At 58.7% G+C, this 22,351-nt stretch carries 12 protein-coding genes; 4 read left to right on the top strand and 8 right to left on the bottom strand.

Annotated elements, in window-relative coordinates:
* Position 1: 1 nt before the first annotated feature.
* The 4 genes from FHS27_RS15155 to nadA all read right to left on the bottom strand — a co-directional run bounded on the left by FHS27_RS15155 (position 2) and on the right by nadA (position 5,811).
* Entirely contained in the window at positions 2-1,015 is a 1,014-nt protein-coding gene (locus FHS27_RS15155) for an aspartate carbamoyltransferase catalytic subunit (protein ID WP_184305749.1), read from the bottom strand.
* A 1,333-nt stretch (positions 1,016-2,348) separates the two neighbouring features.
* Positions 2,349-2,834 carry a hypothetical protein gene (locus FHS27_RS15150; protein ID WP_221225127.1) on the bottom strand — a complete coding sequence of 162 codons (486 nt, stop codon included), beginning with the start codon at positions 2,832-2,834 and terminating at the stop codon, positions 2,349-2,351.
* A 1,364-nt stretch (positions 2,835-4,198) separates the two neighbouring features.
* A complete protein-coding gene (locus FHS27_RS15145; protein WP_390853638.1) occupies positions 4,199-4,588 on the bottom strand; it encodes a DUF423 domain-containing protein in 390 nt (129 codons plus the stop codon).
* Between the two features lie 62 nt (positions 4,589-4,650).
* Complete coding sequence (gene nadA, locus FHS27_RS15140; protein WP_184305814.1) at positions 4,651-5,811, bottom strand: quinolinate synthase NadA; 1,161 nt, start codon at positions 5,809-5,811, stop codon at positions 4,651-4,653.
* Positions 5,812-6,088: 277 nt separating this feature from the next.
* On the opposite strand from nadA, the gene FHS27_RS15135 reads away from it, so the two are divergent.
* Positions 6,089-7,543, top strand: coding sequence for a DUF1501 domain-containing protein (locus FHS27_RS15135; protein ID WP_184305746.1), 1,455 nt, complete (start codon positions 6,089-6,091; stop codon positions 7,541-7,543).
* A 139-nt stretch (positions 7,544-7,682) separates the two neighbouring features.
* On the opposite strand, the gene trpE is transcribed toward FHS27_RS15135, so the two are convergent.
* Entirely contained in the window at positions 7,683-9,194 is a 1,512-nt protein-coding gene (gene trpE, locus FHS27_RS15130) for an anthranilate synthase component I (RefSeq protein ID WP_184305745.1), read from the bottom strand.
* A 205-nt stretch (positions 9,195-9,399) separates the two neighbouring features.
* Between trpE and FHS27_RS15125 the strand changes: the two genes are divergently transcribed.
* The 3 genes from FHS27_RS15125 (at position 9,400) to uvrA (ending at position 18,101) form a co-directional block, all read left to right on the top strand.
* A complete protein-coding gene (locus tag FHS27_RS15125) occupies positions 9,400-10,029 on the top strand; it encodes a UvrB/UvrC motif-containing protein (RefSeq protein ID WP_184305744.1) in 630 nt (209 codons plus the stop codon).
* Positions 10,026-11,117 carry a protein arginine kinase gene (locus FHS27_RS15120; protein WP_184305743.1) on the top strand — a complete coding sequence of 364 codons (1,092 nt, stop codon included), beginning with the start codon at positions 10,026-10,028 and terminating at the stop codon, positions 11,115-11,117. Before FHS27_RS15125 ends, FHS27_RS15120 begins: the two co-directional genes overlap by 4 nt.
* A gap of 285 nt (positions 11,118-11,402) precedes the next feature.
* Positions 11,403-18,101, top strand: coding sequence for an excinuclease ABC subunit UvrA (uvrA, locus tag FHS27_RS15115; RefSeq protein ID WP_315854581.1), 6,699 nt, complete (start codon positions 11,403-11,405; stop codon positions 18,099-18,101).
* A gap of 288 nt (positions 18,102-18,389) precedes the next feature.
* Here uvrA and tnpA read toward each other — a convergent pair whose 3' ends face one another.
* From tnpA to FHS27_RS15100, 3 genes are all read right to left on the bottom strand, one after another.
* Complete coding sequence (tnpA, locus tag FHS27_RS15110) at positions 18,390-18,833, bottom strand: IS200/IS605 family transposase (RefSeq protein WP_184305742.1); 444 nt, start codon at positions 18,831-18,833, stop codon at positions 18,390-18,392.
* Between the two features lie 152 nt (positions 18,834-18,985).
* Positions 18,986-20,293, bottom strand: a complete 1,308-nt coding sequence (locus tag FHS27_RS15105; RefSeq protein ID WP_184305741.1) for a DUF1501 domain-containing protein — start codon at positions 20,291-20,293, stop codon at positions 18,986-18,988.
* 21 nt (positions 20,294-20,314) lie between these two features.
* Positions 20,315-22,261 (bottom strand): DUF1549 domain-containing protein, encoded by a 1,947-nt coding sequence (locus FHS27_RS15100; protein WP_246419826.1) that lies wholly within the window; start codon positions 22,259-22,261, stop codon positions 20,315-20,317.
* Positions 22,262-22,351: the final 90 nt, after the last annotated feature.

The following is a 22,351-nucleotide window of genomic DNA, read 5'->3' as shown; positions in this document are numbered from 1 at the left end:
ATCAGCCGGCGGCTGCGTCGTTCGCACCGGCCAGCAACCAGAGCGCCGCCATTCGCACCGCGATCCCGTTGGTGACCTGTTCCAAAATGACCGAATGAGGCCCATCAGCGACCTCCGGTGTGATCTCCACGCCCCGGTTAATCGGTCCGGGGGCCATGATCAGGATGTCTTCCTTGGCCCGTCGCATGCGATCGCCGTTCATTGCGTACAACGCGGCGTACTCGCGAACACTCGGGAACGGACGCGTGTACTGCCGTTCGAACTGGATCCGCAGCAGATTCAACACGTCGCAGCGTTGGACGATGTCGTCGAGGCGATGAGCGACTTCGAATCCGATCTCTTCCCAACGATGGCTCACGAGAGTCGGCGGGCCGCAAATGATCACGTGAGCCCCGAGAGCCTTCAGCCCCCAAATGTTGCTGCGTGCGGTGCGACTGTGCGCGATATCGCCGACCATCGCGACCGTCATCCCCGACAACAATTCGCTCGCGTTGGTCCCCGGATCCATCCAATCCGACGGACCGCGATTCTGCAAAATCGTGAGAATATCGAGCAGCCCCTGCGTCGGATGCTCGTGAGGCCCGTCCCCCGCGTTGAGAACGCTGCACTTCAACTCGCGAGCGAGCAAGTGCGGGGTGCCGGGCGTATGATGCCGCGTGACCACCCAATCGACGCCCATCGCTTCGATCGTCTTGGCCGTGTCGACGAACGTCTCGCCCTTCGCGACGCTGCTGCCCGAACTGCTGAATTCGACCGTGTCCGCCCCGAGCCGTTTGGCCGCCAACGAGAAGCTATTACGGGTCCGTGTGCTGTTTTCGAAAAACAGGTTTGCACACGTTTTTCCCGACAACAGCGACAGTTTTCGCCGACAACCGTCAGTTAATTCTTTCAACGTTTGAGCCGTCGTCAAAATCGCGTGCAACTCGTCCGACCGCAGTCGCTCGAGATCCAACAAATGTTTGTGACGCCAGATTGACGGGAATGTCAGCGGTGGATCTTCGGTCATCGTTTCCATAGGACCTGATTGTAGGATCTCGAGTCAATCTCGACGAGCGGTCGGGGTGCAAACTTTTTACGCGACGGGTCAGCAGACACAAGGCTCGAACGCCCGGAATTTCCCGCCAATGTCGACTGCCCAATTCCCCCGCCTCAATCGAAGCGACGTCCACGGGCCCCAAAAAGCCAAAACCCTCCACAATCCAGCCCCCGCGCCCGATCACCCTGATCCACCCAAGCCAAGTCAAACCGCAATCGCTGCAACAAACGACAACCGGAAAAACCAAATTCGTCGCCCCGTCGCCCCCCTTTCAGCCTAACGATAGACCAAGCCTGAAGGGCCGACACAACCAACGCCGGAGATGCCAACCACCGGTACACGCCCACCGCACCAAACCGCCAGGCCCGGAGGGCCGACACAACCAACGCCGGAGGTGCCAACCTCCGGTACACGCCCACCGCGCCAAACCGCCAGGCCCGAAGGGCCGACACAACCAATGCCGGAGGTGCCAACCTCCGGTTCACGCCCACCGCACCAAACCGCCAGGCCCGGAGAGCCGACACAACCAACGCCGGAGATGTCAACCTCCGGTACACGCCCACCGCACCAAACCGCCAGGCCCGAAGGGTCGACACAACCAACGCCGGAGATGTCAACCTCCGGTACACGCCCACCGCACCAAACCGCCAGGCCCGAAGGGCCGACACAACCAATGCCGGAGGTGCCAACCTCCGATTCACGCCCACCGCACCAAACCGCCAGGCCCGGAGGGTCGACACAACCAATGCCGGAGGTGTCAACCTCCGGTTCACGCCCACCGCACCAAACCGCCAGGCCCGAAGGGCCGACACAACCAACGCCGGAGGTGTCAACCTCCGGCACACGCCCGCCGCACCAAACCGCCAGGCCCGGAGGGTCGACACAACCAATGCCGGAGGTGTCAACCTCCGGTTCACGCCCACCGCACCAAACCGCGAGGCCCGGAGGGCCGACACAAAAGAATGCTGCCTGCCATTAGCGCAGAGTTGTGCCGCCCCTTCAGGCTCGACAGCGTGCTCTCATGCCAGTGACACCCAACGCTGCAAATCGCCTCGACCGGTGGCACTACTTGCAATCCATGAACAAGGATTGCCGAAATCAACCATTCGTAGGCCGGACCAAGCAAAGCGCAGTTCCGGCATCCAAACCTTGCCACCACGTCCCCAGCCATGCAGCCGCCGGAGCATCGTCGCTCCGCTCTTTGATCCGGCCTACCTCACTTAGCCATCGGGCTAGGCTGATCAGACTTGGATGCCTGCGGTTCGAGGCAGGGGGGGGCAGGCATGCTAATCGGGAGTTAGGTCACTGCCGGCTATCTATTTCGCCTTGTTTGCCGGGTGTAGTGGCTGCCTGGACGGGCCGTGAAGTGGTCCGACAGCTCCGTTCCGACGCTGATCAGGACGGCCCGGAGGTGCAAGATCGCATCGCCCGAGGGACCGTCGTTCCAAAACTTTTCAGTCCCTTTGACGTGATGGTTGATCTCTTTGACTTGCGATTCGATCAGGCAGCTGGTCGTGGGCAGACCGGCCTGGCGGTACGCCGGATAGTCCATCCGTGAAACATTCTTTTGCAGGTAGCCGATCGTCTCGCTGAGCTGCCGACGTGGATCCTCTTGGCTCACTTCTGCTCGACCGGTCTGCTCGGCTTGCAGCATCCCGATCACTTCAGCGACGTCGCCCTGCCAACAGAGCTCGATCCATTTGCCGCACTGCTGCCAAGCCTCTTCGGCGTCAACAAAGAGCACACGGCTGAGTTCGACGATTAGCGTGCGCGCACCCGCCGGGGGGGATTCGCACAATCCACCTTAACGTTCCTTCTAACCGTGTCGTACCAACAGCGCGAGCCGAGTTTTGAAAGTACAGAATTCAATAATCAAGGAATTGGGATGTTAATAGTGTGGGGCACAAAGGTACGTTTGCGCGAACAGGGCTGTCGCGCAGATTTCTGCGAGGAATGTTTACTCGTTTCGAAAACAATCGTTTCGGGCGTCGAACAGATAGGGCATCTGTACTACATTCCAATCGGTTTCTACAAGGAAAAACATCGTATCGGTGAGTGCGAAGCTTGCGGTCGCGTCACTGAAGTGTTGCCTGCGTCGTCACTTGTCCCCAAAAACGTTCGGTGTCCCGAAATGATGGAACTCGTCGCGCGAACCAATCCTCATTTGCTCGAACAACTTCCAACTCTCGCGGACTCCATCGACGTTGCGTTCTCAGCCAAAGAGCGCACCTATCACGTGCTAGAAAACTTCTCCTGTCGCGCGAATCAAGTACTCGATGACGCAAGGTCAGGGATCACTGGCTGGCTCGGACTGCTAATGATCTTGCTGGCCTTCCCAGTGGCGATGGCATTCGCCATTTCGGATGCAACGGGATGGGTTGCCTCGGTCGCATCGCTACTTGCCGTCCTTTGGGTGCGAAAGGTTCTAATCCATAGACGATCGACGAGAATACTGTCCAAGCGATTATCGATCCTTCTGCCGTCAAGTGGAATCACGTGGAACCAGCTCGAACAGCATCTCCTCAATTCAGGAAAATCGCACAAGCGACTTTCAAAGCATCTTGCTAAAGGTTGCTACATGAATTTGAGTTTGGAATTGAGCAGGCTTGACGTCCGACTGTCTGACTCCAACCGCTTAAACTTTCCGAGCCGAGCAGCGTAACGACGAAGTGCCCGGGCGTGACACTCGAAATGGCGATTCACGACAGCGAACAATCCGGGACGATCACAACCGTGTTCAGCAGGCTGGCTGCCGGACGTGATTGAATGTTTTCGCATGGTTGAATATTGTTAGCGCGGGCGGCTTTAAGTTAATCCGCCAGCGTTTTGACGCTGGCCAAGGCTCGTTACGAACGATGTTGTAATGCCTCCACACCAATGAACCCGCCACTGCAACTGAGCCCGCACCAAGCAAAACACAGGTCCGGCAGAATCAGGTTAACCGTCGCGGGAGCTTCGTCACTCCGCTCCTCGATCCAGCCTACCAAACATGTTTCAGTCTCAAAGCTCACCAAATGGAAACTTCATGTCGGCATAACCGATGCCTCGAATCTGCCCCCGTAAATCGTAGCGATCGATCAGGCCCGGAGGGTCGACACAACCAATGCCGGAGGTGCCAACCTCCGGGAGACGCGCAACCCACCCCTGTCCCCTTTTTCGAGGCTACGCGTTTCGGTTCGAAAACTTCGTGAACGCGAGCGAGCACCAGCCGATGATCCAGCATGTACCGCCGATTGGGGTGATGGCGCCGAGCCAGGGTGTATTGGTTAGCACGAGTACATACAGGCTGCCGGAGAAGAGCACGATTCCGATGAGGATCAATCCGAAGGCGATGCGAAACAAACGCGTCCGCTGCACCGGTAACGCCACCATGACGAGCAACACAATCGCGTGGGCGAGGTGATAGCGGGCTCCGGTATCGAACTGGGCCAGTCGACGTGCGAATGTTTCCTCGTCCATCGAAAATTCGGCCAATCGGTCTGGCAACCCGTGGGCTCCGAACGCACCGATCAACACAGCCAACATGCCCGCAATCGCCGCGATACGCAGCATCCTGGTTTGCGTTCGGTCGTCCGAGGGAACGGCGCCGCATGCGGCCGGCAAATCGTTTCCGCTCACTTGACCGCCAACATTCGTTCCAACGCGATCAGGCTCCACTTAGTGGTTTCCTCGTCGACGCTGATTTGATTAACGAGGTTTCCGTCGCGAAGATTTTCCAACGTCCAGCAAAGATGCGGCAGGTCGATTCGGTACATCGTCGCGCACATGCAGACGACGGGGCTGAGGAAGTAAATCTCTTGCTCGGGATGTTCGGCTTTGAGTCGGTTGACGAGGTGCAGTTCAGTGCCGATCGCCCATTTGGTTCCCGGCTCCGCTTCCTGAACCGTTTTGATGATCTTCCCAGTACTGCCGCTGATGTCGGCGATGTCATTGACGTCTCGCGGACATTCCGGGTGGACCAGAATTTTGATCCCAGGATGATCGGCGCGGAATTTAGCGACATGCTCGGGACGGAACATTTGGTGAACACTGCAGTGGCCCTTCCACAAGATCACGCGACTGCGTTCGATTTGCTCGTCCGTGTTGCCGCCCATTTCCAAAGCGTAAGGATCCCACACAGGCATTTCTTCTTCGGTGATCCCCATACCGAGGGCGGTGTTGCGACCGAGGTGTTGATCGGGGAAGAAGAACACTTTCTGACCACGTTCGAATGCCCATTCGAGCACCGCGCGGGCGTTGCTGCTGGTGCAGACGATGCCTCCGTTTCGGCCACAGAACGCCTTCAGGCTGGCAGCACTGTTGATGTACGTCACCGGGATGACTTGTTCGGTGTCGATGATTTCCCCCATGTCGGCCCACGCGGCTTCGACTTGACGGATGCCCGCCATGTCCGCCATCGAGCATCCGGCCGCCATGTCGGGCAGCAATACGTCGACGCGGCGTCCGTCACGCGCTTCCACCCGGTCAGGCCGGTTGGCCAAAATGTCGGCGGTTTCGGCCATGAAGTGGACACCGCAAAAAACGATCGTTCGACATTTACCGCTCGTCGCCGCCATTTCCGACAACTGATAACTGTCGCCACGCAAATCGGTGTGCGCGATCACGTCGTCCTGCTGATAGTGGTGACCGAGGATCAGCAGCTCTTCGCCGAATTCTTTGCGGACCGCTTCGATCCGCTCACGCAAGACCTCTTCGCTGAGCGTTTTGTACGGAGCGAGAGGCAACTGCGATTCCGACTCAACACCAGCAGAGACCTCCTGCGTTTGAGCAGCCATCACCGGCATTTTGGGAGCGGCAGCGGAAGCGTTCGGAGTTGGGTCAGTCATCGATTTCCCTGGATGCGAGCTGGAAAAGTGCGAGGTGGGGCACGTCACTGTTTTGATTCTACCCGTCACGCGACGTTTCATAAACGGAGGGGAGGTGGTTGGTAGGTGGTGGGTGGATGTTGGCCCTGCTTTCCCGCTTTCCTGTCCTTTTCCCTGTAGACTGTGAGTTGCTCTCAATCGTATTGCCTCTCGCACACCCTCCCCGCCCTTCTGCCCCGCCGCTGCCATGAGCCAGAAATCTTTTTGTGGTCGTACTCGACGTGAATTCATTTGGGAGGCCGGTGCCGGTTTTGGGGCCGCGGCTCTGAGCGGAATGCTAGGGGCGGACGACTTTTTTCAATCTGCCAACGGTAATGACACGGCGGGAGCCTTGCCCGGCCCGATGGCCGTCAAACCGCCGCATTTTGCTCCCAAAGCCAAATCCGTCATCTTCCTTTTCATGTACGGCGGGCCCAGCCACATCGACACGTTTGATCACAAGCCGTTGATGAAAGGGATGGACGGCAAAACGGTCGACGTGAAAACCTTCGGGCGGGGTGGCCATCGAAGCGGCGGGCGGATCGTCGAACCTCGCTGGGATTTCAAACCATACGGACAATGCGGCAAACAGGTCTCGTCGCTGTTCCCCAACGTCGCACGTCACGTCGACGACATCGCGTTCCTGCACTCGATGACCGCCGACTCGCCCATCCACGGCTCGGCGATGCTGATGATGAACAGCGGCAAGATCCTGTCGGGCAACCCGTCGCTGGGCTCTTGGCTGACGTACGGCCTGGGCAGCGAAAACCAAAACCTGCCCGGGTTCGTCGTCATGCTCGATCCGACCGGCGGCCCGATCAGCGGCGCGAAAAACTGGTCGAGCGGTTACATGCCCGCGACTTATCAAGGCACCGTGTTTCGCTCGAAAGGGGCACCGATCTTAGATTTGGCACCGCCGAGCGACCTCACACCGATCGCCCAACGACGCATCCTCGACTCGATCCAAGCCGCCAACCATCGCCATCTGGTTCAGAACGCCGGCGAAGAGTCGCTCGCGTCGCGGATCAGCAGTTACGAACTCGCGTACAACATGCAGTCAACGGCCCCCGAAGCTGTTGATTTGTCAGGCGAAACCGCTGAAACGCGTGCCCTCTACGGAGTCGACCAACCCCGGACGGCGGACTTCGGCACACGCTGTCTGCTCGCCCGGCGACTCGTCCAGCGTGGTGTTCGTTTCATTCAGCTCTACAGCGGCGGTGCCCACAATGATGACAACTGGGACGCGCACGGCGATCTGGAAACCAACCACAACAAACACGCCGGCGCGACCGATCAACCGATCGCCGCACTGCTGACGGACCTCAAACGCACCGGACTGCTCGACGAAACGTTGGTCGTTTGGGGCGGGGAATTCGGACGACAACCCACCGCGGAATATGCCAAGGGCAGCGGCCGAGACCACAACTCGTTCGGGTTCACGATGTGGATGGCCGGCGGCGGAATCAAAGGCGGAATCAGTCACGGGACCACGGACGAACTGGGCAGCGTCGCGGTTGAGAACCCGTTGCATGTCAAAAATTTGCATGCAACGATCCTGCATCAAATGGGACTCGATCCCAACCACCTCTCGTATTTCTACAGCGGTCTGGATCAGAAATTGGTCGGCGTCGAAGAAGTCGAACCGATCCACGCGATCATCTAGATCGTTTTACGCAGAGATCGATGACGCGGCCGTGGAGGCTCGGCGGGTTCAGACGCGGCGGCCCGGAGGTGTGAGTCTCGGCGAGACTCGCTTACGCGTTCGCCTTCACGCCGTTCGCTCCCGCCGAGAGCGAGACCGGCTAGGATCCGTTCTCCGTTCGGGCGATTGTCCATTCGATCGCGGCGATCAACGCCCGAGCTTTATTGAGTGTTTCCTCGTATTCTTTATCAGGATCACTGTCCGCGACGACGCCGCACCCGGCTTGGACGTGATACGTGTTGTCTTGGAACACGATCGTTCGCAGGGCCAAACACGTGTCCATGTTTCCGCGATAGTCGATGTAACCGACCGCACCACCGTAGGGGCCGCGCCGGTGAGGTTCGATCTCGTCAATCACCTCCATCGCGCGAACTTTGGGGGCACCCGAAACCGTGCCTGCCGGCAAACACGCCTTCAACGCGTCGAACGCATCGAGCCCCTCACGCAGTTTGCCACGCACCTCGCTGCTGATGTGCATCACGTGTGAGTAACGCTCGATCACCATGATCTCCGTCAACTCAACGGTGCCGAACTCGGCAACCCGTCCGATGTCGTTGCGTCCGAGATCGACCAACATGACGTGCTCGGCACGCTCTTTCGGATCAGCGAGTAATTCCTTTTCCAACGCGATGTCTTCCGCTTCCGTCGCACCGCGAGGCCGGGTTCCCGCGAGCGGACGCACCGTCACCATGCCGTCTTTGACGCGGCACATGATCTCGGGACTGCATCCGACCAACACGCAGGCGGGCGTGCGGACAAAAAACATAAACGGCGACGGGTTTACCACCCGCAACGATCGATACACCGCCAACGGATCGACATCACTGTGAACCGTCAAACGCTGGCTCGGAACGACTTGAAAGATATCACCGGCGCGAATGTACTCGACACATTGTCGCACGGCGTCACAAAACGACTCTCTCGTGAAGTTCGACTCGACCGGCAATCGATGTCGTTGGTCGGCTTCGAGAATTTCTTCACACTGGTGCGGCAGCGGTTGGTTGAGTTGTTCGATCGTTCGATCGACTTCGCCCGCCGCTTGAGCGTACGCCGCATCGATATCGCCCCCGTCTTCGGTGATTCCGCGACAATCGGCGAGCGACACGATCGTGATCGTTTTGTCGACGTGATCGAACACGCACAACGTGTGATAGAACGCAAAATCCAGATCAGGCAGGTTGCGATCATCTTCGGTGGAGTCGGGTAAATCCTCGACATATCGGACGACGTCATATCCTGCGTAACCGATCGCCCCACCGATAAACGGCGGCAACGCGTCAAGAGTCGCGGTGCGATCACGAAAATGTTTGCGAAATTCGTCCAACGGATCGTCGCTCGTCGACTCGACGACTTCCCCGGTCGACGATTCCGTCTGCCAGATCGTTTTTCCTTTGGCGGAAAATCTCGCCAGCGGTTTGGCTCCGAGAAAACTGTAGCGGCCGACTTTCTCGCCCCCGATCACACTTTCGATCAAAAAAGCGGGGCCTCCGTCATCGAGCAGCGTGAACGCCGTCACGGGGGTCAACGCGTCAGAGAGCAATCGTCGGAACACCGGCACGAAATCGTAACGGCGGGCGAGATCAGAGAATTCGTTCGGGGACGGGTGGTGCATGTTAGTTTTTGCGAGAGAACCGAAGCAGCGGCAATAGTTTGGGCAGACTGAGTCAAAACGACAACCGGGAACACGTTTCGGTTCATTCCTGCTCGCGTTGACACTCCTAGGGGCAGCGATAGAATCCCTGAACGTTTCTTCGCTACTGAGAAAACATGCCGACGCCCCGGAACGTAATACCGACAACCCACCTATCGAGATCCCCATGAAATGTCAGTATTGCGACAAACCCGCCACTTTTCACATCACCGAGCTGACCCAACCGGGTGGCCCGCAGATTTTGCATCTTTGTGAGCATCACGCTCGCACGGTGCTGCAAAAAGACGAACCGAGCCCGATCAAAACGATCACCGGAGCGCTCGCCAAGCAATTGCAGCTCGGCCAAACCAAAGAAGAGCTGCAAAAACTCGACAAGAAAGAATGCCCCTCCTGTGGGATCACTTTTTTCGAGTTCCGCAACTCGGGTCGCCTCGGCTGTCCGATGGATTACACCCATTTCGAATCCGACCTCACGCCCCTGTTAATTAACATCCACGATTCACTCGAACACACCGGAAAACGCCCCTCACGGGCGGCAGCGAACGTGGACGCACAAGCAGAATTGATCGGCCTTCGTAAAGCGATGGAAGCGGCCGTCCAAAGCGAAGATTACGAAAAGGCCTCCCAGATTCGCGACAAGATCAACGAAATCCAGGGCGACCCCAAACACCCCGGCTACGTTCCTCCCGCGGATGATGGTGAATCGGGGAATGACGACACGGGCGATGACGGTCCGAAATCCGACAGCCAAAGTTCCGGCGGCGATACGCCGGCATCGGAAGGAGGCGGGCAATGAAACAAGCCTTCGACCTCTCCGTCCTGGTGAAAAATAGCGGCGAATGGCTCAAGGGTACCGGTCCCGAATCGGATATCGTCATCAGCAGCCGGATCCGCTTGGCCCGCAATCTCGCGGGATTCCCGTTCATTAAAAAATGCAGCGAAGACGATCGTAAAAAGATCGAGCGGCAAGTTCGCACGCGTCTCGAGGCCCTCGCGGGCTGGGACGACATTCAATACGTCGACATCGATTCGTTGTCCGAAGTCGACCGGCAATTCCTCGTCGAACGGCAACTGATCAGTCGCGAGATCGCTGAATCCGAAGGCAGCCGCGCCGTCGCGATTGACCCCTGCGAACAATACTCCGTGATGATCAACGAAGAAGATCATTTGCGTATCCAGGTCATGCACAGCGGTTTGGACCTCGTCAGTGCCTGGGAACAAATCGATAAACTCGACGATGCGATCGAAGGCGAACTGCTCTACGCGTTCCATCCTCGATTCGGATACTTGACCGCCTGCCCGACGAACGTCGGCACCGGACTCCGGGTCAGCGTGATGTTGCATCTGCCGGGTCTGGTCATCACACAACAGATCGAAAAAGTCTTCCGTAGTATGCAGCGGATCAACGTGACCGTGCGTGGACTCTACGGCGAAGGATCGCAGTACACCGGCGATTTCTACCAAGTCAGTAACCAAGTCACGCTCGGACACACCGAACGCGAACTGTTGACGATGGTCGGCGAAGAGGTGGTACCACGGATCATCGATTACGAACGCAAAGCACGTGACTTCCTGATGGAAAAAGGCGAGCAAGATTTGCTCGACGATGTCAGCCGCGCACTCGGGATCCTCAGCACGGCGAGGAAGATCAGCAGCGAAGAGACGATGCACTACCTGTCGAAAGTCCGCATGGGCGTGAACCTGGGACTGATCGACGACGTCGAAGTCGCCACGATCAATAAACTGTTCATCCACACCCAACCCGCTCACTTACAGAAATTGCAAGGACGCATGCTGACGACCAGCGATCGGCACATCGAACGTGCCAACTACCTGCAACGACACCTTCGTGACAGCGGTTCCCTTCCTGACGAACTCAACTAAAAACGAACTCATCACCGTCGGGAACTCCCATTCCCGATTGTCTCGCCTGTTTGCTCTCTCTGGACGTGTTCGCACGTCGGAGAATAGATAATCGACACGTTGAACCGTTTGATGCCGCATTGCTCACCGATCAACTTGCCCACCGATCATCCGGACAATTTCGCGCGGCAACTGGAACGCCGCCCTCGTGGTCGATCCTCACTCGCTTGATTTCTTGCTTTGACTGACCGTGCCCCAAAGGATTGTGCTATTTCGACCAACGGTGAATTGCCGAACGGTCGCGATGTGTCGCCGCGTGTCGTCGATGCGAATTCGCGTGAAATTACCGTCAAAGGTGCCCGCGAACATAACCTTCGCGATATCGACCTGTCCCTGCCCCGCGGGCAACTGATCTGTTTCTCCGGTGTGTCGGGCAGCGGGAAAAGCTCGCTGGCGTTCGACACGCTCTACGCCGAAGGCCAACGGCGATACGTCGAGAGTCTCAGCAACTCGGCGCGTCAGTTCATGGGCCAGATGCCCAAACCGGACGTCGACCTCGTCACCGGCCTGAGCCCCTCGATCTCGATCAGTCAGAAATCGACGGGCAACAACCCGCGCAGTACCGTCGGAACGATCACCGAAATTCATGACTTCCTTCGCGTGCTGTTCGCGCGTGTCGGTACCGGTTATTGCCCGTACTGCGAAACGACCATCCAAGCCCAAACGGCCGACGCAATCCTCAGCCGCATGCTCGGGTGCGTCGAAGATGCGGACTTCAATGACGACGATAACGAGGCCGCGTTGTGGGTGCTGGCACCGCTGGTTCGCGGACAAAAAGGCGAATTCAAAGACCTGTTTGAAGACCTTCGCAAACAGGGGTTCAACCGCGCCCGCGTCGACGGCGACACGATCCGGCTGTCCGACCCGCCACCTCTGGATCGTTCGGTCCGGCACGACGTGGAAGTCGTCGTCGATCGGATCATCGTGCCGCGGACGATCGACGCGTCTCTCGACCGAGCCCGCGCGAGCGAAGCGGTCGAATTGGCGTTGAAACTCGGCGACGCGACGCTGATTGCCGCCGTCACGGACACGCTGACCGATGAGGTCGGACCGGCCAAACACGATCATCTGTTCTCGTCACGTTATTCCTGTCCCCAATGTGGAACGAGCTTCCGCGCCCCCACCCCGCAACTGTTCAGTTTCAACAGTCCGCAGGGGATGTGCATGTCGTGCGACGGCATCGGGCGTTTGTACACGTTCGTTCCCGACTTGCTGATCCCGGACACGTCGAAATCGGTCCGCGGCGGGGCCGTGACGCTGTTGGGCAAATGGGGCGACGTCGGCCGTTATCGACGACAAATCTACATGGGCTTCGCCGACGCGATCGACGAGGCACTCGAACTCGAATCCGGCACGATGCTCTCGAGCAATTGGGCGGACTTGCCCGAGAAAGCCAGACAGGTTTGGTTGTGGGGCGTCGACGAATCGTTCGACACCTCGCTCGTGTCAGGCAAGAAGGCGAAGAAATACGTTCACGAGTTCGAAGGGTTGATCCCCGAACTACTCGATCGCTATCGAGCCGGCCGCAACAAATTGCAGTTACGGCAATTCGAAAAGCACATGAGCACGATTGATTGCCCTGACTGCCACGGCCGACGGCTCAACCCGCAGGCGTCTGCGGTCCGCATCACCAGCAAATCATTTTCGCCGCAAACAGACAACGACGGCGCCGCTCACGGCAACACGCCGACAACGTCCGGAGACATCCCGGCCGATTCCAAAACTCTGCCGGAACTCTGCGATCTGTCGGTCGAGCAACTCGCGGACTTCTTCCGTGACATCGAACTGTCGGCGACCGACGCACGCATCGCGTCGGAAGCTCTCAAGGAAATCCGCGGACGTATCGGCTTTCTACTCGGCGTCGGTCTCGATTACCTCACACTCGGGCGGACCGCACCGACGCTTTCGGGAGGTGAGTCACAACGCATTCGCCTCGCCGGTCAAATCGGCTCGGGCCTAGCTGGCGTGTTGTACATTCTCGACGAACCGTCGATCGGGTTGCACTCACGCGACAACGACCGTTTGATCGAAACGCTGACCCGGTTGCGTGACGCTGGAAACACGCTGATTGTCGTCGAACACGACGAAGACACGATGCGAGCGTCGGACTTGATCGTCGACTTCGGTCCCGGCCCGGGAGTCAAAGGCGGGCACGTCGTCGCGTGCGGAACGATCGACGAGGTCTGCCGTTCCGAACAAAGCGTCACGGGTGCGTTCCTTTCGGGACGCCGCTCGATCCTGCCGCCCGATGAACCACGCAAAATCGACAAGTCGAAAGCGTTGACGATCCGCGGTGCGACGTTCCACAACCTGAAGAACGTCGACGCGGTCATCCCGCTCGGTGTCGTCGTTTGCGTGACCGGTGTTTCTGGCAGCGGAAAGAGTTCGCTGATCGGTGGCATTCTCGAACCGGCACTCCGCCGCGATCTCAACGGCGCCGAATGCGAACCCGGTGATCACGATTCGATCGAAGGCATCGAACACCTCGATAAAACAATCGCGATCGACCAATCGCCGATCGGACGCACCCCGCGGAGTAACCCGGCGACGTACGTCAAAGTCTTCGACGAGATTCGCAGCCTGTTTGCCAAATTGCCTGACGCGAAAACGCGAGGCTACACCGTCGGCCGCTTTAGTTTTAACGTCGAAGGCGGGCGTTGCAGTGCCTGCGACGGCAACGGCGCCAACAAACTCGAGATGGACTTCCTCGCCGACATTTGGGTGACCTGCCCGGTGTGCGGCGGTGAACGTTACAACCGTGAAACGTTGGCGGTGAAATTCAAAGGCAAATCGATCGCCGATGTTCTCGATATGGACATCTCCGAAGCCCTCGATCTGTTCCAAAACATCCCGAAGGTCGCCGAGAAACTGCAAACACTCGTCGATGTCGGCCTCGAATACCTGAAACTCGGCCAACCCTCGCCAACGCTCTCGGGAGGCGAAGCCCAACGGATCAAACTCGCCAAAGAACTCAGCCGCCGCGACACCGGCAACACACTCTACGTTCTCGACGAACCCACCACAGGTCTGCACTTCGCCGACATCGAACTGCTGCTCGGTGTGATCAACCGACTCGCCGACCGCGGCAATTCGATCGTGATCGTCGAACACAATCTTGACGTGATCAAGACCGCCGATTGGGTCATCGACATGGGCGTCGAAGGCGGACATGGTGGCGGTGAAATCGTCGCGGAGGGACGCCCCAAAGACGTCGCGAAGATTGCCGACAGTTACACCGGAGAAGCCCTCGCCGGTGTCCTCGGCGTCAAACGCACCAAACACAATCGCCTCGCCAAAGCCATCCGCGACGTGGTCGCACCGCCCGCAAAAGCCCGCACGCACGTCGTCGTCGAGGGTGCGTGCGAGCATAACCTGCGGCACGTCAATGTCGCGGTGCCGCGTGACGCGATGACCGTTTTCTGCGGTCCCAGCGGCAGCGGCAAAAGCTCACTGGCGATGGACACGATCTACGCCGAGGGTCAACGACGATACGTCGAATCGCTGTCCAGTTACGCGAGACAATTCATCGGCCAGGTCCAGAAACCCAAAGCCGAACGGATCGAGGGGTTATCGCCGGCCGTCGCTCTCGAACAAAAGAACCTCGGCCACTCGCCTCGCAGCACCGTGGGCACGGTCACCGAGGTCTACGACTATCTGCGCATCCTATTCGCGAAACTCGGGACGATGCACTGCCCCGATTGTGAACTGCCGATCGGTACCCAAACGTCGGACCAAATCATCGAGAAGGTCCTGCAAATGCCCGAAGGCACGCGTGCCTTGGTACTCGCGCCGATCGAAGTCGCCGCCGGCGAAGCGTCGATGGATACCTGGGCAACGCTGAAATCCAGTGGCTACGCACGCGTGCGAATCGATGGCGAAACCGTTGACCTCGACAACGCGAAACCGCTCGACTCCCGCCGAGTGCAGAGCGTCGCGGTGGTTGTCGACCGAGTCAAAATTACCCCGGAAGAAGCCTCCCGGATCAGCGACAGTGTCGAGCAAGCCCTCTCGCTCGGCGTCGGCGTGATCGAAATCGCGATCGCGGACTCCGACCGCCCCGAACCCGAATGGGAAACGATTCGGCACAGCCAACATCTCGTCTGCGGATGCTGCGGTCGCTCGTTCAACCAACTCACGCCACACCATTTCTCGTTCAACTCAACGATCGGATGGTGCCCGGGTTGCCAAGGCCTCGGAACTCAAACGGGTACCAACCCCGCGGCCCTGATGGGCACCCCGCAACAAACACTCGCCGACGGCGGCGCGTTGCTGTGGCCGAAGAACGATCAAGCGGTCAGCCGGTGGATGCTGCGTGCCCTCTCGCGCTCGACAAACATCCCGATCGATCAACCGATCGAATTGCTGACCCTCTCTCAAAAACGGATGTTGTTCCACGGGCTCGGCCCGCGATGGATCGAAGTCCGACGGAGTGACGCGACCGAAACGGACCGCGAGAGCGAAACGGCCACCAAAGGTCACCCCGGCGACATCCTGTTCCGCTATCAATTCAAAGGGTTCTATCCGGCACTCGAGGAAGCCTCACGGCTCACGCCCGGCCTGCGTGCGAAACTCGAAACGTTCGTCGCCGAAATCGACTGCAGCGTCTGCAACGGCTCGCGTTTGCGAGACGACTCCGCCGCGGTCAAATTCCGCGGGCACACGATCGGCGACCTCGTTCACATGCCGCTCGACCGCCTCGCCAGTGACGTGGACTCTTGGGACCTCGATCAGCGTGAAAAGAAGATCGCCGGCGAACTGGTTCGTGAAATCGAATCCCGCGTCAGTTTCCTGCGGGACGTCGGGTTGGATTACCTTTCGTTGCACCGGGGTGCCTCGACATTATCTGGTGGTGAAGCCCAACGGATTCGCCTCGCGGCGCAGCTCGGCAGCGGTTTGTGTGGTGTCCTCTACGTGCTCGACGAACCCACCATCGGGCTGCACCCGCGTGACAACCTACGACTGCTTTCGGCCCTTCATCGATTGCGGGACCAGGGCAACACGTTGCTAGTCGTGGAACATGACCACGATGTGATCGCGGGCAGCGATTACCTCTGCGATTTCGGCCCCCGCGCTGGCCGGAACGGCGGCAATATCGTTGCCGAAGGCCCGCCCCTGGCGATCGAACCTCGCGAAACGTCCGTCACCGCGCCGTATCTCTCCGGCGAAAAACAAATCGAACTGCCTGCTGTCCGCCGCCCTGTTTTCGCGGATTCGGGCAAGCCGATGGTCGACTTCCTCTCCGTAAAGGGAGCCCGGGAAAACAACCTCAACAACGTCGACATCGACATCCCACTGGGCGTCATGACCGCGATCACGGGCCCCAGCGGCAGCGGCAAGAGTTCGCTGATCAACGGGATCGTCTACCCGGTCTTGGCCCGACGGCTTCATCGTGCCCGAATTCAATCCGGCCGGCACGACGAGATCGGCGGCCTACGCTACATCAACAAAGTCATCCGGGTCGACCAATCACCACTCGGGAATTCACCGAGCAGCAACCCGGCGACTTACACGGGCGTCTTCGATCTCATCCGTGGCGAATTCGCGAGTCTGCCGGACGCCCGCGAGCGACGCTTCACACCGCGAACATTCAGTTTCAACGTGTCCGGCGGTCGGTGCGAGACGTGTGAGGGCAGCGGCCAACGCAAGATCGAAATGCACTTCCTTCCCGACGTTTGGATCCCCTGCGAAGAATGCGGCGCACGTCGATACAACGAAGACGTGCTCGAAGTCAAACTGCATGGCCGCAGTATCGCCGACGTGCTCGAAATGCCGTGCGGCGAAGCTGCGGAGATGTTCGCGTTCCAACCTCGGATTCACCGCGTCATCCAAACGCTGTGTGACGTCGGGCTCGAATACGTCACCCTCGGCCAGTCCGCGCCGACGCTCTCCGGTGGCGAAGCTCAACGCGTCAAACTCGCCGCTGAACTCGCCCGCCCCGCCACCGGCCATACCCTCTATCTGCTCGACGAACCGACGACCGGCTTGCATTTCGGTGATATCGAAAAGCTGCTGCACGTGATGCAACAACTCGTCGAAATCGGCAACACCGTCATCGTCATCGAACACAATCTCGATGTGATCAAGTGCGCCGATTGGGTGATCGACATGGGCCCGGGTGCCGGCGTCCATGGCGGCAGTGTCGTGTACGAAGGCACCCCCGAAGGGCTCGCCGCCACCGCGACCGCGAAAGACATTACTGGCCCCGTTTCGGTCACCGCCGCGTTCCTCGCCGACTCACTGCACGGCACACGAACCGCAAAACCGATCCCACCAGGCTCTCCCCCCGAGCGTCCGACACCTCAGCCCCACGCATCGGCAACAACAACATCACCGGCGTCCAAGTCTCCCACCGAAGCGTCTGCCCCCAACAATCCGCCCCGCCCCACGGCGTCACGACCAACACCGCCAACGAAGCCAGCTCCCAGCCCACCAACCACACCAGCCCAACCACTGCAGCCCCAACCGCCTGCTGAATTCACCATCGCCCAACCGTGGAAAGCACTCGGTCGCCGCTGGCACACGCTCGCCAAAGGGTTCCCCGACAACTCGGCGCCCGCCTGGCCGCTCGAACTCGTCGATACCGCGTTGGATTTGCTCGCCAAAGTCGCCGGCGAAAAATCACTCGACTACCCCGCCCCCGATCGAGTCGGCGTCAAACTCGAGTCCGGCAACGAAAACGACACGCTGCCATTGTGGGCGGAACTCGAAACCAAGCGAACCGACGGCGTTCATCTCAAACTCAACGGTCCCAAAACCGCGATCGATCTCGAGCAGCTCCTCTCACTCGATTGGCTCGAATCACAAGACGACAGCGGCACGGTCAACCTCAACGACGCCGAACGAGTCACGCTTACCCTACGCCTCACCGAAGTCGAACACGCCCAGAGCAGCAAGCTCAAAACCTTCCTACAAACCCACCTCAACCGAACCCGCCTGAGTTCGTAGTCACATCGTCCCGGGGTTTGGCAACCCCCGCAGTGATTGTACCGGCACTCCGTGCCTAGCTAGATTCCAATCAACGCAACCAATCTAACGAAATACAACACCTGTAAACAGCGCATCCCCCCGCGATCATTCTCAACATCATTCCCGAAGACGCTTCGACTCCGCCGGCTAACGTCAATCCAAACACCGCGAAGCGGTTACAGATAGTAGCCGGAGGTCGCGGCGAAGCAGCGCACCTCCGGTTACCAGGCCCCCTCAATCATCGACCCCGAATGGGTTCAAAGACAATCACCTGAGATACTTCGGATCACATTCGATATTGGCGTTCTCGAGCATCGAAACCAACTCGTCCTGGAACGATCGCTTGCGGTGGTGCTCCTTTTGATTGGCAATGTAAGCCGACACCGAAGAACACGCGGGTGGACTGACCGAAAACCCAGCGTATCCCTCCTGCCACTCAAACGCTTTGCAGCCTATCGACTCATGAACCCACTTGCTCGATGACTTTTTCAATTCACGCATCAACTCGGAGAGTTGGTGAACGGGCTTCACGCCGAGTAACAAATGCACGTGGTCTGCAACGCCACCGATCTTGATTGGCTTCGCACCGAATTGGTTTACGGTGCCACCAAGGTACCCGTGCAAGCGTTCGATCCATTCGTCACGTATATACGGCTTGCGGTATTTTGTGGAGAAGGTGACGTGCAGATTGATGCTATGAAAGGTGGACATGCCTTTGGACTTCGCTGCGGAAGAGTCTTCAATCCCTTCGGGATGGGTGTTTGTTTCGTTTGAAGACCGGTGGAGTCGCTTCGCTCGCCACCGGCTACTATCTTTCGATCCCTCCGGGATATCTCGCTCCCTAACCTCGCGTTCCCATCCACTCACCCCTGCAAGCACTCGCTCAATACACGTCCTTCCGAACGGGCCATGGGGCGGCCGATTGGGGTTGAGTATTCGTGGCTCGGATCGAGCCCCAAGGCGGCATGAATCGTTGCGTGGATATCGGCGATCGTAACGGGATCGCCGACGTGGCCTTCGGCGTCTTTCGCCTCGACCGACTTCGACGTCGCTCCGTGAACATGGCCACGGCGAAACTTGCCCCCCGCCAACAACATGCTGAACCCGTGCGGCCAGTGATCTCGGCCGCCGGCGGGATTGATTCTTGGCGTGCGTCCGAATTCCCCGCCGCAGACGACCAATGTCGATTCGAGCAAACCGCGTTCTTCGAGTCGCTTCATCAACGACGCGAGAGCCGGATCGAGCCGCCCGGCCGCTGAGGATTGCAACGAATGGTTATTCACGTGACTGTCCCATCCGCCCAAGGTCACCTCGACACAACGCACACCGACTTCGATCAATCGTGCCGCGGCCAAGCATCCCCGTCCGAACGCGTCGTCGCCGAACTCGACCAACGACGCCGCCGGCTCCGTCATTACATCGAAAGCCGACAACTGGTCGCTCGACATCATCCGCCGAGCCGCCTCCGTGCTGGCCATATGCAACGTGCGATTGGATTGCATGTCGATCAACCGACGACGCATAAACTGAGTCTCCAACACGTCCGACAAATCCGCGAGACGTCGATGGTACCGTTCATCTTCGACACGTGCCTTCACGTCCGGAACTGGTGACCGCGGGTCGCCCGTTTTAAACGCGTCCAACCGAGCACCGAGAAACCCGCCACGCGCCGGCGAACCGCCCGGAAGAATCGAAATGTGCCGTGGGATATCCGCACCCGAATCATCCGCGTCGCACAACACCGCCCCGATCGATGGATGAATCAGCGTCGGATCGGGCCGGTATCCAGTCTTGATGTTGTAGACCGCTCGCTCGTGATCGCCCTCTTTCCCAACGACACTCCGCACCAACGTCGCGAGGTGCATTTGCTCGGCCGTCTGAGCGAGCGTGTCCGCAATCTGCAAACCCTTCAGGCTCGTCGCAATCGCCTGCGCGTCGCCACCCGCCACCACGCCCGGATGCGGGTCAAACGTTTCCAACTGGGATGGGCCGCCTTCGAGCCACAGCAGGATGACGCTCATGGGAGGTTTCCCAGGATCGGTCGCCTGTTCCGCGGCGACCGCCAATCGTCGGGCCAACCCCGACAAAATTAAACCACCGCCTGCACCGAGAATCTGACGCCGTGAAAAATGCTCAAACGGGTTGCACACAGTAGGCGATGAAAATTTCATAATAAGTCAGTCCTGAGCATTTCAATGGTTCCAAGCAAATTCGCTGCTATTGAGCAGCACCCACACGATATCAACGATCGAATTTTTGCGGCTGTTGCCTTCCTCGATCCGTTTGACGAAATGTTCGCTCTCCGACTGTGAGGGATAGCGATTCAAATTCGCCAAGTACAGTGATTCCACCAATTTGGTGTTGTCCGCCGCAAACATCCCGACGTGCGATGACGTGTTGAGAATTGGATTCCATTTCGAAACCTCGCTCGTCAACTTTCCATTCAACATCACCAAACGCTGAGTAATCGTTGCCGTGTCATTGGAAAACTCGTCTTCCCCGAGATCACCGTACCGCCGCAAGAAATCCTGACCTTCTTGATACTGTTGAAACTGCAACAGGATCGACGTCTCACGATCGAGCGTCTTCACGCGACTCGCCTGGATTGCCGCACCCGCGACCTGTTCGGCCCGCAATCGAACGATGGGAAAGACCGCCATCGCTTGCTCGTGCCGGGCGGTAATTTCAAACGCACCCTCGCCTTCAGGTGACTGGCTATCGATACGAAAAGCAGGCGTGTCCGTGATCATCCGGATCAAATTCCTGACGTCATATCCCGACTCGATGAACGCGTGCGAGAGCGTTAATAGAATCGGATTCGGATCTTCGTTGAGCGGCAAGTCATCGACTGCGCCCGTCGGCGGGCTACCGAACATCAGCGTCCAAACGCGAGTCACGAACGCACGTGAAAACTGCACGTTTTCGGGATGCGTGATCCAACGAGCCAACCTCGCCCGCTGATCAACGTAATGTTCCGTCACCGGCTCCTGCTCCGACGCACCGGCGGCCTCCATCTCATCCGCAACGTCGTTTCCATCTCCCTCGTTTGTGATTGATATCAACGTCGCGGCGGCCGCATCCTGATCCCGTTCAGACTTTGTCTCTTCCGAATCAATTGGTTCACTCGCGGGCTCCAGCAACTCGCGTTGGAACGGGACGTTCGGTGCGACTTCCTGCTCTTGCGTCGCGTCGAGGTACTGGTACAAGTACTTCGGTTTGCGGTTTCGAAGTCCCTGCAAACCTTCGTTCTTTGCCGCGGTAAAGAACGCCGCCAACGAATGAAAGTCTTCTTGCGTCCCTTCACGGAAATCTCCATCGCCGCCCATCCATTCCGGATTCCCCATCGACACGTTGCCGAGAAAATCATCATGGCATTGCAAACAATCGATACGAATCCCGAGAAACGCACGACACGTGCGAGCGGCCATTCGGATGGGATCGGGTTGCCCGTTCCCGCTGTCAAACGTCACGGTATAAAAGTTGACTTCCGGCCGATCCGTCCATAGTCCCTTGGCCGTGATCAATCGCCGGACCAGCACATCATAGGGCACCTGGGCGGCAAATTGATCGGACAACCAAGTCCGAAAACGCCGCCGGCGGTAGACCAGAAATGGTCCTTCATCAGCGCCGACGTAAAACCGGGTAAACCGTTCACCCCAGTAATCATGAAAGCGCGGATCGATCAGCAATGCCTCACGATGCCGTTCAATCCGCTCGTCCTCGGGATGCGACTCGAGATCGCGAATCTCCTCGAGCGACATCCCCGTGCCCACCAACGCCAACGATAGCCGTCGACATACAGTCAACCAATCCGCGGGCGGTGCGGTCTGCAACGATGCCGCATCGATCTGCTCTTGCCACAACCGCCCGATCGTCTGCTGGACGGCCAATCGCTCCTTCCCGTTTTCGGCACGCGAAAAAGACACACTTGCCGAGTCTGGAAAATCACTCGTCGACTCCTCGCGGGAATCCTCCCGTTCGGGCTGGGGTGTGCTCATCCCCGACGTCAGAAACGCGAACGTACTGAGCAAGCAGAATCCGGCGAAGCCGAACCGAGCAAAACCGGCCATCCGAGAACGAAACGTCCGCGGACGTTCAGCGTCGATTTCGGTCGTCGGCGGATCCTGGTCGTGGTTCATCGGGTCATACCGTCGTTCGTGCAAGCGGGTTCAGAACAGTGAACGATGTCTGTGATTCGACCGCCGATCGTGTATCTTGCCAACAATATT

Source organism: Aporhodopirellula rubra (assembly GCF_014192335.1).
GTDB classification, from domain to species: domain Bacteria; phylum Planctomycetota; class Planctomycetia; order Pirellulales; family Pirellulaceae; genus Rhodopirellula; species Rhodopirellula rubra.
This window is presented reverse-complemented; position numbering and strand designations above follow the sequence as displayed.

Excerpts from the sequence above, each read along its gene's own strand:
- FHS27_RS15155 (WP_184305749.1), bottom strand. The coding sequence starts at position 1,015 with ATGGAAACGATGACCGAAGATCCACCGCTGACATTCCCGTCAATCTGG.
- FHS27_RS15145 (WP_390853638.1), bottom strand. The coding sequence starts at position 4,588 with ATGCTGCGTATCGCGGCGATTGCGGGCATGTTGGCTGTGTTGATCGGT.
- nadA (WP_184305814.1), bottom strand. The coding sequence starts at position 5,811 with ATGGCTGCTCAAACGCAGGAGGTCTCTGCTGGTGTTGAGTCGGAATCG.
- FHS27_RS15135 (WP_184305746.1), top strand. The coding sequence starts at position 6,089 with ATGAGCCAGAAATCTTTTTGTGGTCGTACTCGACGTGAATTCATTTGG.
- trpE (WP_184305745.1), bottom strand. The coding sequence starts at position 9,194 with ATGCACCACCCGTCCCCGAACGAATTCTCTGATCTCGCCCGCCGTTAC.
- FHS27_RS15125 (WP_184305744.1), top strand. The coding sequence starts at position 9,400 with ATGAAATGTCAGTATTGCGACAAACCCGCCACTTTTCACATCACCGAG.
- FHS27_RS15120 (WP_184305743.1), top strand. The coding sequence starts at position 10,026 with ATGAAACAAGCCTTCGACCTCTCCGTCCTGGTGAAAAATAGCGGCGAA.
- tnpA (WP_184305742.1), bottom strand. The coding sequence starts at position 18,833 with ATGTCCACCTTTCATAGCATCAATCTGCACGTCACCTTCTCCACAAAA.
- FHS27_RS15105 (WP_184305741.1), bottom strand. The coding sequence starts at position 20,293 with ATGAAATTTTCATCGCCTACTGTGTGCAACCCGTTTGAGCATTTTTCA.
- FHS27_RS15100 (WP_246419826.1), bottom strand. The coding sequence starts at position 22,261 with ATGAACCACGACCAGGATCCGCCGACGACCGAAATCGACGCTGAACGT.